The organism is Embleya sp. NBC_00896, assembly GCF_045207785.1.
In the GTDB taxonomy this organism is placed as follows: domain Bacteria; phylum Actinomycetota; class Actinomycetes; order Streptomycetales; family Streptomycetaceae; genus Embleya.
Map to the genome: position 1 here is coordinate 6,254,315 of NZ_CP108776.1, position 16,069 is coordinate 6,270,383.

The 16,069-nt window shown below is 72.3% G+C and carries 15 protein-coding genes; 2 read left to right on the forward strand and 13 right to left on the reverse strand.

The genetic code is table 11. The features are described from left to right. Positions 1-70 precede the first annotated feature (70 nt). The 10 genes from OG928_RS28330 to OG928_RS28375 all read right to left on the reverse strand — a co-directional run bounded on the left by OG928_RS28330 (position 71) and on the right by OG928_RS28375 (position 10,060). Positions 71-1,138 carry a hypothetical protein gene (locus OG928_RS28330; RefSeq protein ID WP_406288843.1) on the reverse strand — a complete coding sequence of 356 codons (1,068 nt, stop codon included), beginning with the start codon at positions 1,136-1,138 and terminating at the stop codon, positions 71-73. Beyond that, positions 1,138-1,665 (reverse strand): sigma-70 family RNA polymerase sigma factor, encoded by a 528-nt coding sequence (locus tag OG928_RS28335; protein WP_406288845.1) that lies wholly within the window; start codon positions 1,663-1,665, stop codon positions 1,138-1,140. Before OG928_RS28335 ends, OG928_RS28330 begins: the two co-directional genes overlap by 1 nt. A gap of 240 nt (positions 1,666-1,905) precedes the next feature. Next, positions 1,906-4,074 (reverse strand): MMPL family transporter, encoded by a 2,169-nt coding sequence (locus OG928_RS28340; RefSeq protein WP_406288847.1) that lies wholly within the window; start codon positions 4,072-4,074, stop codon positions 1,906-1,908. Positions 4,075-4,309: 235 nt separating this feature from the next. Further along, complete coding sequence (locus OG928_RS28345; RefSeq protein ID WP_406288849.1) at positions 4,310-4,975, reverse strand: response regulator; 666 nt, start codon at positions 4,973-4,975, stop codon at positions 4,310-4,312. After that, positions 4,972-6,135 (reverse strand): sensor histidine kinase, encoded by a 1,164-nt coding sequence (locus OG928_RS28350; RefSeq protein WP_406288852.1) that lies wholly within the window; start codon positions 6,133-6,135, stop codon positions 4,972-4,974. Before OG928_RS28350 ends, OG928_RS28345 begins: the two co-directional genes overlap by 4 nt. 136 nt (positions 6,136-6,271) lie before the next feature. Then, on the reverse strand, positions 6,272-7,000 hold the full coding sequence (locus OG928_RS28355) for an ANTAR domain-containing protein (RefSeq protein WP_406288854.1): 729 nt from the start codon (positions 6,998-7,000) through the stop codon (positions 6,272-6,274). A 254-nt stretch (positions 7,001-7,254) separates the two neighbouring features. Further along, positions 7,255-7,626, reverse strand: a complete 372-nt coding sequence (locus OG928_RS28360; protein WP_406288856.1) for an STAS domain-containing protein — start codon at positions 7,624-7,626, stop codon at positions 7,255-7,257. 216 nt (positions 7,627-7,842) lie between these two features. Continuing rightward, a complete protein-coding gene (locus OG928_RS28365) occupies positions 7,843-8,214 on the reverse strand; it encodes a winged helix-turn-helix transcriptional regulator (protein ID WP_406288859.1) in 372 nt (123 codons plus the stop codon). Between the two features lie 194 nt (positions 8,215-8,408). Then, positions 8,409-9,026, reverse strand: coding sequence for a TetR/AcrR family transcriptional regulator (locus OG928_RS28370; RefSeq protein ID WP_406288861.1), 618 nt, complete (start codon positions 9,024-9,026; stop codon positions 8,409-8,411). A gap of 32 nt (positions 9,027-9,058) precedes the next feature. Further along, the gene (locus tag OG928_RS28375) at positions 9,059-10,060 is read right to left on the reverse strand and encodes an IS5 family transposase (RefSeq protein ID WP_406288864.1); all 1,002 of its coding nucleotides are present in this window, start codon (positions 10,058-10,060) and stop codon (positions 9,059-9,061) included. Positions 10,061-10,417: 357 nt separating this feature from the next. On the opposite strand from OG928_RS28375, the gene OG928_RS28380 reads away from it, so the two are divergent. Continuing rightward, entirely contained in the window at positions 10,418-11,596 is a 1,179-nt protein-coding gene (locus OG928_RS28380) for a thiolase family protein (protein ID WP_406288867.1), read from the forward strand. Positions 11,597-11,686: 90 nt separating this feature from the next. After that, entirely contained in the window at positions 11,687-12,448 is a 762-nt protein-coding gene (locus OG928_RS28385; RefSeq protein WP_406288869.1) for a 3-hydroxyacyl-CoA dehydrogenase, read from the forward strand. A 215-nt stretch (positions 12,449-12,663) separates the two neighbouring features. Here the strand turns inward: OG928_RS28385 and OG928_RS28390 are convergent, their stop codons facing one another. From OG928_RS28390 to OG928_RS28400, 3 genes are all read right to left on the reverse strand, one after another. Next, positions 12,664-13,317: a TetR/AcrR family transcriptional regulator gene (locus tag OG928_RS28390; protein ID WP_406288872.1), complete on the reverse strand. Its 654-nt coding sequence runs from the start codon at positions 13,315-13,317 to the stop codon at positions 12,664-12,666. Positions 13,318-13,557: 240 nt separating this feature from the next. Then, a complete protein-coding gene (locus OG928_RS28395; protein ID WP_406288874.1) occupies positions 13,558-13,845 on the reverse strand; it encodes a hypothetical protein in 288 nt (95 codons plus the stop codon). Next, entirely contained in the window at positions 13,839-15,632 is a 1,794-nt protein-coding gene (locus OG928_RS28400) for a hypothetical protein (protein WP_406288876.1), read from the reverse strand. The genes OG928_RS28395 and OG928_RS28400 overlap by 7 nt, the downstream gene beginning before the upstream one ends. Positions 15,633-16,069: the final 437 nt, after the last annotated feature.

The following is a 16,069-nucleotide window of genomic DNA, read 5'->3' on the forward strand; positions in this document are numbered from 1 at the left end:
GCTTGCGGGGTGCGTTGGTGGGCTTGGGGTGTCCTCAAGCGCCGGACGGGCTAGGGGGGTGGGTGGGGTGTTAGGCGTCTACCGAGATGCCGGTTGGGGTGTTGGTGGGGGCGGGTTCGGTGAGGTCGTCGGTTGTGGGGGGTGGGGTGAGGTCTGGGTCTTCGTTGGGGGGTGGGGTGGGGCGGGTGGCGGTTTCGGTGGGCCAGGCAGGGAGGTGGCGCAGGGTTGTGGCGGTGGCGCGGGGGAGGGGGCGGGAGTCGGTGCGGATCGGGGTGCCGTGGATGAGCAGGGCGCCCGAGTCGTCGACGGCCAGGAGCCTTGCCCGGCCCCGGGGGCGGCCCAGTGTCAGGACCGAGACGGGTGAGGCGGCCGGCACGTCGGGGACGTCCTCGCACACCACGACCTGCGGGTAGCGGCGGGTCGCGGCGGCCGTCGTGGCCCGCGCGAACGCCTCCGCGGACGGCGGCCCGGCGTAGCGTGGGTGCACCCCGGCCGCGACCGCCACCGCGCCGGCCGGCAGCCGCGCGTCGAGCTGGGCCGCGAGGGCCTGGAGGGTGGCTCTGGCCCCGCGCCGCTCTCCGGACACCGCCCATACCCGCGGTCCGGTCAGCAGGTCGAGGAACACCACGGCCTCGCCGCGGGTCCCGACCGCGACCAGGAGCGGTGCCTGCCCGGATTCCGCCTCCAGGTCGTCCCGCCCGATCCACCACAGCCGCGGGTCGACCTCGTCCACCGCCCACGGCTCGGCGGGCTCGGGCACGTCCGGGCCACAGCCGACCAGCACCCCGACGACGTCGCGCTCGACCAGCACGCCGTACGGCCGCGCCGTCGCCGACACGGTCGCCGCGCACATCACCGCGCGCTCGGCGTCCACCCACGTGGCCTGCTCGCGCAGCGACCGCACCAGTAGCCGGCGGCGCCGCCGAAACCGGGTGAAGGCGGTCACCGGCTCGGCGAACGCGGCCACGGTCAAGGCCAGTTCGCGGCGCAGCCGCCGCCACACGAACCGCCAGCCGCCGCGCCGCATCGCGGCCCAATGGGCGAGCGAGAGCACCAGGATCAGGATGCCCGCGTACCCCAGCAGCGACATCATGTCGTATCCCGCGACCCGCATTGCCAGGTCTCCGGAGCCGGTCATCAGCTCTCCTCGATCGCGGCGAGTTCGCGGCGCAGGGCCGCGATGCCGTGGTGGGTACGGGACTTGACCGTCCCGCGCGGTATCCCCAGGCTCCGCGCGGCGTCCGCGCCGCTGCGGTCGAGCAGGTGGACCTGCGCGAGTGCCTCCCGATGCGGCGGCGCCAGCGCGCGCAACGCGCCCACCAGGACGCAGCGGTCGACCGCGCTCACGGCGGGGTCGGGCACGGTCGGCAACCCGGCGAACTGGCTCGGGTCGATGCCCACCGGCAGCGATCGGTTGCGTCGGCAGGTGTCCACGGCCAGGTTGCGCGCGACCCGGAACAGCCACATCCGGATCGGCCTGCCGTCCCAGTCCAGGCGATCCGCCGACTCCCACGCGCGTAACAGGGTTTCCTGTACGACGTCTTCGACCGTGTGCAGGTCCGCCCCCAGGATCCCGCTCACGTACCGACGCAGCGACGCGCTCTCCGCCATCAGGAGTTCGATCCGCCGTTCCCGCTCGTGGGTCTCACGGCCAGGCGCTGCCACAGGGCTCCCTCGAGGTTCGGCCGGTGACGGTTCCGCCGGCCGAGATCACGATATGGAGCGCGAAACACCCCCGGCGGACCAGCAAATGAACACTTGGCGATCTTCAGGAGGACCCCCGGTGCACTGGTTGGTCGGCGGACCTGGAGCACGCGAAGAGGCGGTGCCGACGGAGGGGGGATCTCCGTCGACACCGCCTCGGTGACGGGGTGTCGGATGACACCCCGTCAAGGAGCCCTCGGGTCAGCCGTGTTCGAGCGCGACCTTCGGGAGCTTGCGGTCGAGCCACTTCGGCAGCCACCACGCGCGGCGGCCGAACAGCTGCATCACGGCCGGGACGATCAGGCAGCGGATCACCACCGCGTCGAGCAGGATCGCGACGGCGAGGCCGAGGCCGAACTGCTGGAGCATCCGGTCCTCGCTGAGCATGAAGGCACCGAAGACCACGATCATGATGGCCGCCGCGGCGGTGATCACCTTGCCGGTGGTGGCCAGCCCCTCGCGGACCGCGTGCGGCGCGTCCTGCGAGCGCTGCCAGTCCTCGTGCATGCGGGCCAGCAGGAACACCTCGTAGTCCATCGAGAGGCCGAACACGATCGCGAAGATCATCACCGGGATGAACGCCTCGATCGGGCCGGGCTCCACCCCGAACATGCCGTGCTGGAAGACCATCGTGATCACGCCCATCGCCGCCCCGATGCTGAGCAGGTTCAGCAGCGCGGCCTTGAGCGGGACCAGGATCGACCGGAACACGAGCAGCAACAGGACGAACGACAGGCCGACCACGATCGCGACGAACAGCGGCAGCCGGTCGGCGACCTTGGCCGCGAAGTCCTCGACGGCGGCCGTACCGCCACCGACCAGGACGGTCGCCCCGCTGTCCCGCTCGACCCCCGGCATGACGTCCTCGCGCAGATGCTTGACGAGCTTGCTGGTGGCCTCGGCCTGCGGCGCGGACTTCGGGTACGCGATCACCGTGGACACGGTCGCGTCCCCGGACGGCAGCACCGGGCTCACCGCGACGATCCCAGGCGTCTTCTCCAGCGTGCTCCGGGTCGTCTCGGCTGCCGCCGCGTCGCCTTGGACCACCACGAACAGCGGCCCGTTGAAGCCGGGGCCGAAGCCGTCGGCGAGCAGGTCGTACGCCTGCCGACTGGTCTTGGCCGCGGGGTCGTTGCCCGCGTCGGCGAAGCCGAGCCGCATGTCCGCGGCCGGTGCGGCCAGCGCGATCAGCGCGATCACCGGGACGATCAGCGCGAGCCACGGCCGGCGCTGCACGGCGCCCGCCCACTTGCGCCACCGGGTGCCCTCGACGACCTTGGCCTTGGCCGCCTTGCGCTCCACGTTGCGCCCGATGCGCTTGCCGAACAGGCCCAGCAGCGCGGGCAACAGCGTCAACGACGCGATCATGGTCATCAGCACGGTCAGCGCGACCGCGAGGGCGACGCCCTGGAGCGAGCCCAGGCCCAGGGTGACCAGGCCGAGGAGCGCGACCACGACCGTGCAGGCGGCGAAGAAGACCGTCCGGCCCGCGGTGTCCAGGGCCCGACGGGTGGCCTCCTCGGCGTCCGCGCCGCGCAGCAGCTCGCTGCGGTACCGAGAGAAGATCAGCAGCGCGTAGTCCACGCCGACGCCCAGCCCGACCAGCATCATCACCGGCGGGGTGAAGTCGGCGATGTTCGCGACCCGCGAGGCCAGCATGACCAGACCCAGCGTGCTGCCGACCGCGAAGATCGCGGTCACCAGCGGCACCGCGGCGGCCACCAGCGAGCCGAACAGGAACACCAGGATCACCAGGGCACCGAGCATGCCCGCACCCTCGGCGGCTCCGCCGCCGCCCTCCTGCGCGTTGCGAATCTGGTCGCCGCCCAGCTCGACCCGCAGCGTCGAGTCCGGGGTCTCGGCGGCCTGCGCGGTGTCGATGATCTTGCGGACCGCGTCCTTGGGCACGTCGGTGCCGACGCCGTCGAGGGTGACCGTCGCGTAGGCGGTGAGCCCGTCCTGCGCCACGGCCGCGGCGTCGACGTAGGGGCTGCGCACGTCCGCGACGTGCGGGAGGCCGCCGACCGCGCCGAGCATCCGTTCGATCCGCTCCCGGGTGGGCGGCGCGGCGACCGCCGTCTTGTCGTGTACGACGATCTGGATGCTGTCGCCGGCCTGCGTGGCGCCGTGCTTCTTCAGCGTGTCGGACGCCCGCTGCGACTCGGTGCCCGGCAGTGAGAAGTCGTTGTGGTAGTCGCTGCCGACCAGCGCCGCGACGCCGGTCACGACGATCAGGACGGCGACCCACGAGAGCAGGGCCACCTTGCGGCGGCGATGCGCCCACACCGCGATGCGCTCGAACACGCTCGGGCGGCGGGTGCGTTCGACGGGGGCGGTCGTTCGTGGGGGTGCGAGCGGTGTCTCGGACATCGTTTCCTCGTTCCGGAGGAGGGACTGGGGGACGTGTTCTGCTTGTCCCCAAGCCTTCCGTCGCCCCGGCCTCCGGACGTCCTGCCCAGGCACGGTACGGCCGGACAACCCCGGTCACGCGCCGGCGGGAGCGCGTACTCCCGCAGTTGCGCGAGCCCGCGTCCCGCGTACACCCCCGGTTGTGGGCACCGGGATCGGGTGGGCGATCCCGGCGCCGTGATCAGGGGTGCGGCGGTCAGGCCAGCCAGCCCGGCGCCACCAGGCCGGACTCGTACGCGAGCACGACGAGTTGCGCGCGGTCGCGGACCGCGGACTTGGTCATGATCCGACTCACGTGCGTCTTGGCGGTCGCCGGGCTGAGGTGCAGCCGGGTGGCGATCTCGTCGTTGGACAGGCCGCTCGCCACGAGCGTCATCACCTCGCGCTCGCGGTCGGTCAACACCTCGACGCGCGCGTCCGGTTCGGGCCGTGCGACGCGGCCCGCGAACTCGGCGATCAGCCGGCGGGTGATCGCGGGCGCGATCAGCGCGTCGCCGCGCGCGACCACGCGCACCCCGTGGATCAGCTCGACCGGCTCGGTGTCCTTGACCAGGAAGCCGCTCGCGCCGGCGCGCAGCGCTCCGTACACGTAGTCGTCCAGGTCGAAGGTGGTCAGGATGACCACGCGCACGGCCGCGAAGCGAGGGTCGGCGACGATCCGCCGGGTCGCCTCCAGACCGTCGAGGCGCGGCATCCGGATGTCCATCAGCACGATGTCGGGTTGCAGTTCGCCGGCGAGCCGGATCGCTTCCTCGCCGTCGGACGCCTCGCCGACCACCGAGATGTCGTCCTCGTTGTCCAGGATCCAGCGGAACCCGGCCCGCACGAGCGTCTGATCGTCCGCGAGCAGCACCCGGATCATTTGGCACCCCCGCGGCGCAGCGGCAGCATCGCGCTGACCCGGAAACCGCCGTCCGGCCGTGCGCCCGCGTCGAACGTGCCGCCGAGGGCTCTCGCCCGTTCGCCCATACCCAGTACCCCGTTGCCCGGTTGCACGTCCCCGCCTCTGCCGTTGTCGTCCACGCGTATTCGGATGCGCCGCTCCTCGAAGGCGATCCGCACCACCGCCTCGGCGGCTCCCGAATGCCGGGTCACGTTCGTCAGCGCCTCCTGCACGATCCGGTACGCGGCCAAGTCGACCGCCGGTGGCAACGGCCGAATTCCGTGCGGGAGTTCCAGCCGTACCTCGACCCCGCCCCGGTGGACGTGCTGGATCAGCTCCTCGATCCGGGCCAGACCGGGCGCGGGCGCCGTCGGCGCCTCCTCGTCGACCTGGCGCAACACGCCGAGCGTGCCGCGCAGTTCGCGCAGCGCGTCCCGGCTGGTCGTCTTGATCGCCGCGAGCGCCTCCTCGGCCTGTTCGGGAGCGTGCGCGAAGCCGTGCAGGGCGGCGCCCGACTGGACGTTGATCAGCGACAAGTGGTGGCCGAGCACGTCGTGCAGTTCGCGCGCGATCCGCAGCCGTTCCTCGACCGCGCGGCGGCGGGCCTCCTCCTCCAGGATCCGCTCCGCCTCGGCCGCACGCTGCTCCGCCTCGCGCAGGAACGCGTTGCGGTTGTGCAGCATCCCGCCGATCGCGATCACCGCGACGATCCACCCGCACAGCAGGAACAGCGCGGCGTCGGCGAGGTGGTTCTCCCCGGAACTCAACTCCCAGCTCACGATCGCGGCCGCGATGCCGGCGCCCAGGAGCGAGGAGACGAGCAGGTGTCCGGCGGCGGCGGCGGTGTACAGCGCGATCGCGAAGGTCAGGAACAGCGGTCCGTCCGCGTACACGAGCGGGTAGTACAGCGCCGAGGCCAGCAGGGTCAGGAACGCCACCGCCAGCGGGTGGGTCCGGCGCAGGAACAACGCAGTACAGGAGCCGAAGACGATCGACAGCCCGAGCACGTCGTTCGTGTCCAGCGGTCGCATGTCCACCATCGTGAACCCGAGCACGGCGATACCGACCAGGACGGTGATCGCGAATTCCATCGAATGCTCGCGGGCCGGACGTGCGGAGATCCGGGGGAGGGTGCCCATGATCGGCAGCATAGGGCTACGGTCGGCGCGAGGTCAGGCCCCGTGGCGGGGAGCGCAATCGCGCGTGGGGAACGGGCCGGCGCGCATCGGGGCCCGGAACCGCGCCCCGGGCGCCGGGAATCGGCGCCTGCCTCGGTCAGCGCACGTCGAGGGTGTCGGTGTCGAACGCGCCTTGGACCACCTGCCGGGCCAGGTCGGCGAGCCGGATCCGATGTGCCCGGGCGTGCCCGCGCAGGATGTCGAACGCCTCGTCCAGGCCGATCTGCCGGCGCTCGGCGAGCACGCCCTTGGCCTGCTCGATGACCACCCGGCTGTGCAGCGCGGCCTGGAGCTGCGCCTTGTCGACGTACGCCTGCTCGATCGTGCGCTGCTGGAGGATGGCGATCGTGGCGACGTCGGCGAGCGCCTGCGCGACCTGGGTGTCGGACTCGGTCAGCCGGCCCTTGGTCGCCTGGAACAGGTTCATCGCGCCGATCACCTGATGGCGCAGTCGCATCGGCAGCGCGTGCGTCGTGGTGAATCCGGCCGCGCGGGCGCGGGCCGCGAACGGGCCGAAGGTCTGTACGGCGCGCGGCGACCCGAGATCGACGTCCAGTTGGGGTCGACCGGTGCGGTAGCACTCGACGCACGGGCCCTGCTCGTGTTGCAGCGCGAACAGTTCGAGCAACCGGGTGTGTTCGTCGGACGCGGCGATCACCTGGAGCTCGCCGTGCTGGTCGGCGATCATCAGACCGACCGCGGCGACGTCGAGCAGCTCGACGCAGCGCGTGGAGAGCCGTTGCAGGAAGTCGATCAGGTCGAAGTCGTCGATCAGCGAGTCCACGGCCTCCACGAAGATCTCCAGCACCCGTTGGCGGCTAGCCATTGCCATCATCCCCTTGTTCCCGCGGGCCGGACCCGCCGCCATTGTCTCGAATGCTCGGGCGCCGCCGAACCACATCCCCGGGAAGAGGCGAAGAGTGGCGGTCGTGGTGGTGGATCCGTGCGTCCGTGTGCGGAAACAAGAGCGGCGCCGGCTCGGCGGGACCGGTGCGACGGGCATGGCCGCCACCGGCCACGTTCGCGCAAGCTGTCCCGAGGGACCCTATCCCCGTCGTGGGGTGATTCCCGGTGCGCAACTCACGATCGGATGACGCCGGAGCCCTCGACGTCGATGCCGAGTTCCGCCTGCGAGGCGACCGGCCGGAACACGTACAGGAGTCCGACCACCTGCATGATCCGGCGCGGCCACGTGCCCGGGCAGATCAGGTGGAAGGTGCCGCCGAGCGCGAGCACGCGGGATCGGGTCCGGCTCAACATGTGCAAGGCGGCGCAGTCGAGGAAGGTCACCTCGGACAGGTCCACGACGACGGCCGCACCGGCGTGCATGGGCAGCCGCAGGAGCACGGCCTCGGCGTCGAAGACGGTGGCGCAGTCCAGCTCGCCCACCAGTTCGACCACGTTCCAGTGGCCGTGGACACGCACTCGGCTGTCGATTCCAGGATCCGTCACGGAGTCCGCCCCAGGTCGTATCGCGTTTGCGTCGCGTCGGGGAGTGCGGCGTCGATGCCGCTCATCCGGCCGCCGTGCGACCGGGGACTCGGGCAGCGGTGCCACGTTACGGCCGCCACCCGAGAAACACTCGACATCGGGAAGCCGCGTAACCCGATCAGGTGGAAGAGCTCGAAAGGCGCTCCGGCGCCGGGTGATTACTGCGATCCTGCCGGATCACCCGCTGGTACCGCCCGCGGAGTTCGCCGTGTCGTAGCGGTCGCGGGCCGCGTCGACCTCGGGGATGTGCTCCTCCGCCCACGCCTTGATGGCCCGCATCAAGGGCAGCAGGCTCTCGCCGAGCGGGGTGAGCGCGTAGTCGACCCGGACCGGGACGGACGGGGTCACCGTGCGGGTGGCCAGGCCGTCGCGTTCGAGGTTGCGCAGGGTCTGGGTGAGCATCTTCTGGCTGACCCCGGCGACCCGCCGGGACAGGTCGCTGTAGCGCTGCGGGCCGTCGGCCAGCGCGTTCACGAGCAGGCTCACCCACTTGTCGCTGATGCCGTCGAGCAGTCGGCGGGCCGGGCAGGCCGCGCGGGTCGCGGACACCGTGCCGTTCGAGGACGTGGCGCGGGCATACGCCCGAGTGGCGGCGGGCGGGCTGCGCGGCCGGCTGGTCCTGGTGCCCTGAGCGGCGTCGGGCGCCCGGACCCCGATGAGGCGGGGCGCCCGACGGCGGTGGGCGCTTCGGCGCGCGCCGCGTGTACGTGCTCCTCCGCGGCCGGCGTGGCGTGGCGCGGCGCTCAGCGCCGGTCGTCGCTCGCGAGGACGGCATCCAGGCTCGCCGCCCACTGGCGGACGATCGCCCGGCGGCGGGTGCCGTCCTGGGTGAGCAGGCCGCTGACCCCCAGGCCGCGGGCCAGGTCGAGGGTCGCCTCGATCGCCTCGGGAACGCCCGGGCGCGATTCGTCGGCGCGGAACAGGTCGACCGCCATCTCGTGCATCGCGACCGATAGCCGGCGATCCAGCGGCATCACCTTGGCACGCAGCGAGGCGTCCTCGACGGCGGCCACCCACAGGTTGAGCGCGGCGCGGTAGAGCGAACCGCGGAACATCGACACCAGCGCCTCGACCACCGCCTCGGTGCGACGGGGGCCGGCCGGGATCCGGGCGCCGTCCAGGCGGGTACGGGCGAACAGGTCGCCGGCCATGTGGTCGATCGCCGCGGTGAACAGGTCCTCGCGGGTGGGGAAATGGTGCTGCACCGCGCCGCGCGAGACGCCGACGCGCTCCGCGACGACGGTGACGGTCCCGCCGAGCCAGCCGAGTTCGGCCAGCACCTCCACGGCGGTGTCGAGGAGTCTGGCCCGGGTGGCGCGGCTGCGGTGCTGACGCGGTTCGCGGACGGCGGCGCTGGTCACGTGATCACCCTAGAGCCTGTTCTGGGTTCGGATCATGTGGTGGGTCGGAGGCTGCGGAGCCAGAGGATTGCGCCGCGGAGGTGGAGTCCGGCGAGGTAGCTGTCGGGCGTCTTGTCGTATCGGGTGGCCAGGCCTCGCCATGCCTTGATCTTGTGGATGCAGCGCTCGACGGTGTTGCGGTCCTTGTAGAGCGTGGCGTCGTGGCCGATCGGTCGACCTCCGCGTGAGCCCTTCTTCTTGCGGTTGGCGGCCTGGTCGACCTTCTCGGGGATGACCGCCTTGATCCGGCGTCTGCGCAGGTAGAGGCGGGTGGCGCGACTGGAGTAGGCCTTGTCGGCGGCGACGGCGCCGGGTCGGGTGCGAGGTCGGCCGACGGGGCCCCGGACCCGGATCCCCTCGACGACGGCGACGAAGCGCGGGTTGTCGGCGGCTTGTCCGGGAGTGACCACGAAGGACAGCGGCCGGCAGCGGCGGTCGGCCGACAGGTGGATCTTCGCGGAGAGTCCGCCGCGCGAACGGCCCAATGCGGCCGTCCTCAGCCTGGCCCGGTGTCGGCGCCGCACCCGCCGACGCTCCGCGCGCGCCGCCTCGTCCCCCGCTGCGGGCACCCCTCCGTCACCGGCCCCTTTGCCCCTTTCGAGAATCCCCTTTTCCTCGTCGACGGCCTTCTCCACCTCCCGCAGGAGTTCGGCGTCGACGACCATCCCGGCCGCGTCCTGATGCGCACGAACGACGGTGGAGTCCACGCTCACCAGGCCGAGTTCGACCTGCCCGCGGGCGGCGGCCTCGGCGATCATCGCCTCCATCAGGGCCCGGAACGTCCCCGCCAGGGCCCACGCGTGGAACCGCTGGTAGACGGTCTGCCAGGGCCCGTACCGCTCGGGAACGTCCCGCCACGGACTGCCCGTGCGAAAACGCCACATCACCCCGTCGAAGCAGTCCCGCAACCGCCCCGGATACGGGCCGCGCTCCCCGATCGGGAGGAACGGCTCGACCAACTCCCACTCGCCATCGGCCAGATCACCACGCGTCATCCCGACCTTGTATCAAGCAACCGCCCTCCCGCGCAGGAAAACCAGTCCGAAGATTGGAACCCAGAACAGGCTCTAGTGCCGTGTCCGGCAAGGTTTGCCGGTTCTCGGTGTTCGGTGGTCGGCCCCGGCGGTTCGTCGGGTCGCGGCGGTTGCCGGGCGGGGTGCGGGTGCCGGACGGGCCGCGAAGAGTCTGCTCGGCGCGCGCGGGCATGCTTGACAGTGGTTGATTTGGTCGGTCAAATGAGTTTAGCGAACGTTCAGTAACTTATTGGGGGCGGCATGGCGAGGGCCCTGGTCGGGCTTGGGATCACCGCGCCGCAACGAGCCCACCGCCGCCGTTCAAGGAGACGAATCCGAATGACCACAGCCGTCATCGTCGACGCCGTCCGCACCGCCTCCGGCAAGGGCAAGCCCGGGGGCGCGCTGTCGGCCACCCACCCGGTCGACCTGTTCGCCGGCACGCTGCGCGCCCTGGTCGAGCGCAACGACCTGGACCCGGCCCTGGTGGAGGACGTGATCGCGGGCTGTGTGTCGCAGGCCGGCGACCAGTCGCTCAACATCGCGCGCAACGCCGTGCTCGCCGCCGGGTTCCCCGAGGGGGTGCCCGCGACGACCGTGGACCGGCAGTGCGGATCCAGCCAGCAGGCCGCGCACTTCGCCGCGCAGGGCGTGATCGCCGGCGCGTACGACATCGTGATCGCGGGCGGTGTCGAGTCGATGAGCCGGGTGCCGATGGGCTTCGCCGCGCGCGGCGGCAACCCGTTCGGCGACCTGCTCGGCAAGCGCTACCCGGAGGGGCTGATCCCGCAGGGCTACTCGGCCGAGCTGATCGCGGCCCGCTGGAACCTGGACCGCGAGGCGCTCGACCGGTTCTCGGCCCGCTCGCACCGGCTCGCCGCGCAGGCCGCCGCGGACGGCGCGTTCGATCGCGAGATCGTGCCGATCGCGATCGAGGGCGGCGAGCACCGGGTCGACGAGACGGTCCGCCCGTCCACCACCGAGGAAGGGCTCGCCGGGCTCAAGCCCGCCTTCGTCGACGAGGGCATGGGCGCGCGCTTCCCGGAGATCGACTGGCGGATCACGCCCGGCAATTCGTCCCCCCTCACCGACGGCGCGTCCGCCGCGCTGATCATGAGCGAGGAGCGGGCGAGCGCGCTCGGCCTCACGCCGCGGGCCCGCTTCCACGCGTTCGCGGTCACCGGCGACGACCCGCTGCTGATGCTGACCGGCGTCATCCCGGCCACCCGCAAGGTTCTGGAGCGGGCCGGCCTCGGCATCGACGACATCGACGCGTTCGAGGTCAACGAGGCGTTCGCGCCGGTGCCGCTGGCGTGGGCGGCGGACGTGGGCGCCGACCTCGACAAGGTCAACCGGCGCGGCGGCGCGATCGCGATCGGGCACCCGCTCGGGGCGTCCGGCGGGCGACTGCTGAGCACGCTGCTCGGGGTCCTGGAGTCGACGGGCGGTCGGTACGGGCTCCAGACGATGTGCGAAGGCGGCGGGATGGCCAACGCGATGATCATCGAACGCCTCTGACGCCGCCGCCGGTTCCCCGGGAATCCGCTCACTCACCCACCACTTGCCTGCTTGCTCCCGCACTCACCACCCGTCACAGGAGACACACACATGCGCATCGACGGCACCACCGCCCTGATCACGGGCGGCGCCTCGGGCCTGGGTCTGGCGACCGCCGAACTGCTGGTCGAGAAGGGCGCGTCGGTCGTCCTGTTCGACCTGCCCTCGTCGCAGGGCAAGGAGGTCGCCGAACGGCTGGGCGAGCGGGCCACGTTCGTGGCCGGCGACGTCACCCGCGAGGAGGATGTGCGGGCGGCCGTGGACACCGCCGACGAGAGCGGTCGGCTCGCGATCACGGTCAACTGCGCGGGTATCGGCCCTGCGGCCAGGACGGTGGGTCGCCAGGGCGTGTTCCCGCTCGACACCTTCGCGCGCGTGATCAACGTCAACCTGATCGGCAGCTTCAACGTGCTGCGATTGGCCGCGGAGCGGATGGTCGCGCACGAGGCGGTCGACGGTGAGCGCGGCGTGATCGTGAACACCGCGTCGGTGGCGGCGTACGACGGCCAGATCGGGCAGGCCGCCTACAGCGCGTCCAAGGGCGGCATCGTGTCCATGACGCTGCCCATCGCGCGCGATCTGGCCAGTCTGGCGGTGCGGGTGATGACGATCGCACCGGGGCTCTTCGAGACGCCGCTGCTCGGATCGCTCCCGGAGGCCGCGAAGGCCTCGCTCGGCGCCCAGGTCCCACACCCGAGCCGCCTCGGCCGCCCCGCGGAGTACGCGTCGCTGGTAGCGCACATCGTCGAGAACCAGATGCTCAACGGCGAGGTCATCCGCCTCGACGGCGCAATCCGCATGGCCCCGAAGTAGACAACGGAACCACCCCGAACGCGGGGCGGGCCATTCATCAGGCGGCCCCGCGGTCGGTTCCTTTTCAAGCGCGGGGCGGGCTATTCATCGGGCGGCCCCGCGGTCGGTTCCCTTTCAAGCGCGGACCGGGCTATTCATCGGCGGTCCCGCGCTCGGTTCGTCTTCAAGCGCGGGGCGGGCCATTTATAGCCCGTCCGGCGTTTGAGGACGTCTTTTCAAGCCTGCCCGGCGTTTGAGGGCGGACGATGGCCCACCGTGGCCAAGGAGATGTCGACGTACCGCTCGGCGATAGCCTGCGGTGACAGCGGCCCCGTGGCGCGGTACCAATTGGCCACCGCCTGGCAACAGGTAAGCACCGCCCGACCCGCGTCCACGGGATACGGCGTGGTAAACCGCCCGAGCGCGACCCCGTCGCGCACCGCGTCCTGCATCAGCGCTTCCAACTCGTCGCGCATCGCGACATAGCGGGCCCGGTTCTCGGGTTCCAGGCTGCGCATCTCGGTGTCCAGAAACGCGAGCGGCGCACGATTGGCCATGTACAGCACGATGCACTCGACCAGCGCGGAGAACCGCGCGGTGGGTGTGTCGTCGGCCTCTTCGAGCGCGCCGCGACAGCGACCCAGTGCGGCGCTCATCGACCCCAGCAGCAGCTCGACCAGCAGTGCCTGCTTGTTCCGGTAGTGGTAGTACAGCGCCGGTACCGTGACACCCACCCGGTGCGCGATGTCTCGCACCGTCGTGCCGTGGTAGCCGTGCTCGTCGAACGCGGCGAGCGAGGCGGACAGGATCGGCGGCAGCCGCAGCGGCTCGTACCCGCGCCAGTCGGTGTGGCCGTCGGCGCGCAGGTCCGCCGCGAGTGGCTCCGCCATGGGTCCGCCTCCTGTCCGCCGGCGGGATCCGGGGCCGGGGTGGTCCGGGGCGCATCGTCGTGGTTGTCGGCATTCTAACGATCGCTCGCTCGGCGCCCCGCGCCGGCTCGTGCCGCCTCCCGCTCCCTCTCGCCCCCTCTCGCCCCTCCCATCCCTTCGCCCTCGCACCGCCTCGTTTCGTGACCGCGGTCCCGGAACCGTACGCGGCACAGCGCCGAAGCGGCCGGCCCGGGCGCGCGCTCAGCCGCCGATCTCCTGAAGGGTCTTGACCAGTTCGGCGAAGCCGATGCCCACGTCGTCGAGCACCCGCAGGAGCGCCGGCGGCGGGTCGCCGATCTGCCGGTTGAGCGGTCCGACCCGGCCCGGGACACTCGCCAGGTCGCCGCCGCGGAAGCGCGACTCCGGGTCGGCCGGGGGGCGTATCTGGTAGCTGCGCCAGTTGCGCGCGGGCCAGTTGAGCAGGGTGAGATCCGGCGCGTTCCACGCCATGAAGGCCCAGCGCCGCTCGTTGCCGGCCTGGATCAGCACCGGCTCGTCGTACTGCGCCAGGCGCGTCGCGGCGACGGCCGCGATCGGGACGGGGTTGCCGAACGAGCCGGTGATCCGCCAGATGCCGTCCACGATGCCGGCGACCCAGCCGTTCGCGGCGAACTCCTCGATCGCGTCGGCGTAGGGGCCCGCGTCCTGGCCGCCCCGGAGGGCGGAGTCTGCATCGATGTCGGCGTCGACGTCGACGTGGAGGTCGACCCGGGACGGGACGTGCAGCGGGGGTCGCACCGGCGCGGGTGCGGGCGCCGGCGTCGAGGCGGCGGGCCGGACCGGCGGCGTCGGGGCCGGTGCGGGTGCCGGAGCGGGCGTCTGCCGGGGCGCGACGGGTTCGTGCCGGGCCGGCGTGTACGCGGTCTGCGGCTTCGGGGTGTCCTCGAGCCGCGGGCGCGCCGGGGCCGCGGGGGCAGCGGCTGCGCGGCGGGCTTGGGCTCCGGTCGCGGGGCGATCCGCTCCCGGCTCGGCCGCGCGGCGGCGGCCGGGCTGTACGCGAACACCACCGCGGACTCGACGACCGAGCCGTCGGCGCGGGTGACGCCGGCGCGGACGGCCGCGCCGAGACCGGCGGCGGGCGGGAAGACCGCGCTGGAGGCGCCGCTCGGGATCGTGCCCAACTCGCGCCAGGAGCCCGGGGATCCGTCGCCGGACGTGCTGACCGTGACGGTTTCCCGCTCGGGGCCGGCGAGCACCACGTGCAGCCCGTCGATGTCCGCCCGCGCGCCGAGCAGGACGAGTTCGGCGCCGGCCGCGGTGCCGCGCAGGGCGTCCAGGCCGGCGGGCGCGATCGTGCGGGCGCCTTCCGGGAGCGGCACGGGGCCGTCGACGGTGCGTACGGCGAGTTCGAGGTTGCCGCCGGTGGCGGTGGAGGTGCCGAAGGCCGCCCGGGTGAGGTCCGCGTTGCCGGTCAGCGCGAACCAGCGCTCGCCGATCCGCCACTGCGCGAACCGACCGTGTGTGAGCGGCTGTTCGGGCAGCACGCGCAACTGCGCGGGCCGGCCCGCGAGGACCGAGCGGAGCAGGGTGGAGTCGTAGCCGGACCAGTTCTCGTGCAGCCCGAGGACCACCCGCGCGGGAGCCAGGTGTGCGACCAGTTCGCGCAGGGTCTCGCCCGTCGGGTCGATCGCCGGTGCGTACACGTGCAGTTCGTCCACCGGGCCGGCCGGTACCTGGGCCAGCAGCGGGCGTTCGAGGTTGTCGAGCAGCCGGGCCTCGGGACCCGGGTTGTCCGGCGCCATGATGTGCCGCTCGGTCAGCAGCCCGGCGATCTCGCGCAGGTACTCGCCGGCCCACGGGGCCATCGCGACCGCGTCCAGGTCGGGCAGCTTCTCCAGCCAGTCGGCCACGTCGGCGAGCAGCGCGTGGGAGTTGTCGTCCTCGGTCTCCACGACCGTCCACAGCCGGTCGTCGCCGGCCCAGCCGGGCAGCGCGGCGGTCCCGCCGCCGATCGCGATCCGGGCGGCGTGCTCGCCGATCAGCACGGCCAGCTTCGGGCGGAAGGCGCCGCGACACACGGTGGGCGCGTACAGGTAGTCACGTCCCGCGCCGCGTACGTCGACCGGGTCGTGGGCCTCCTGCGCGGCGTCCCCGAAGATCGCGACCCGGGCGGAGAGCCCGCGGGCGAGGGGTACGGCGGCTTGCTCCAGGAACGGCAGGTCGACGCCCAGGCCCATGAGCAGGACCTCGTGCAGGGCGGCCCCGTCGGCGCGCTCGTTCCATTCCTGGAGGAGCGTGAGGGGGGATGCGGATCGGGTGTGCTGCGACGCGGTCATATGTCGATGTCCAAGGTCGTTCGTCCCGAGGGGGTGGCGTACGGCTCGCGGCCGGTGCCGGCGCGGATGGTGCCTTCGACGCGGTTCCGATGGTAGGCCCGGTCGCGTAACGAACGAGGCAGGCCGACAACCGATCGGGCGTGCCGAGGCGGAGCGCCTCTCGGCGTCGAGACCGCGACCGTCATCCGAAACCACCTTCCTCGTCGCGAGGATCATCGCAGGAACTCGGGTCGACGATGGCAAAGCCCCCACGTCAACGCCATTCCGACGGTCCGAGCCGACACCGGATCGGCGGCGGGTCGCCGTCGACGAGATTGCTTTCGGTGACCCCGGGGTCGCGCACCGCGATGATTCGGGTGGTGTTCGGTCGGGATGATCGCCCGGTTCGCGGTGAGCGGCGAGGGGTCGATCGTCGATCGGCCCGCGCCTCTGCTTCC

Excerpts from the sequence above, each read along its gene's own strand:
- OG928_RS28330 (WP_406288843.1), bottom strand. The coding sequence starts at position 1,138 with ATGACCGGCTCCGGAGACCTGGCAATGCGGGTCGCGGGATACGACATG.
- OG928_RS28340 (WP_406288847.1), bottom strand. The coding sequence starts at position 4,074 with ATGTCCGAGACACCGCTCGCACCCCCACGAACGACCGCCCCCGTCGAA.
- OG928_RS28345 (WP_406288849.1), bottom strand. The coding sequence starts at position 4,975 with ATGATCCGGGTGCTGCTCGCGGACGATCAGACGCTCGTGCGGGCCGGG.
- OG928_RS28350 (WP_406288852.1), bottom strand. The coding sequence starts at position 6,135 with ATGGGCACCCTCCCCCGGATCTCCGCACGTCCGGCCCGCGAGCATTCG.
- OG928_RS28355 (WP_406288854.1), bottom strand. The coding sequence starts at position 7,000 with ATGGCTAGCCGCCAACGGGTGCTGGAGATCTTCGTGGAGGCCGTGGAC.
- OG928_RS28375 (WP_406288864.1), bottom strand. The coding sequence starts at position 10,060 with ATGACGCGTGGTGATCTGGCCGATGGCGAGTGGGAGTTGGTCGAGCCG.
- OG928_RS28380 (WP_406288867.1), top strand. The coding sequence starts at position 10,418 with ATGACCACAGCCGTCATCGTCGACGCCGTCCGCACCGCCTCCGGCAAG.
- OG928_RS28385 (WP_406288869.1), top strand. The coding sequence starts at position 11,687 with ATGCGCATCGACGGCACCACCGCCCTGATCACGGGCGGCGCCTCGGGC.
- OG928_RS28390 (WP_406288872.1), bottom strand. The coding sequence starts at position 13,317 with ATGGCGGAGCCACTCGCGGCGGACCTGCGCGCCGACGGCCACACCGAC.
- OG928_RS28400 (WP_406288876.1), bottom strand. The coding sequence starts at position 15,632 with ATGACCGCGTCGCAGCACACCCGATCCGCATCCCCCCTCACGCTCCTC.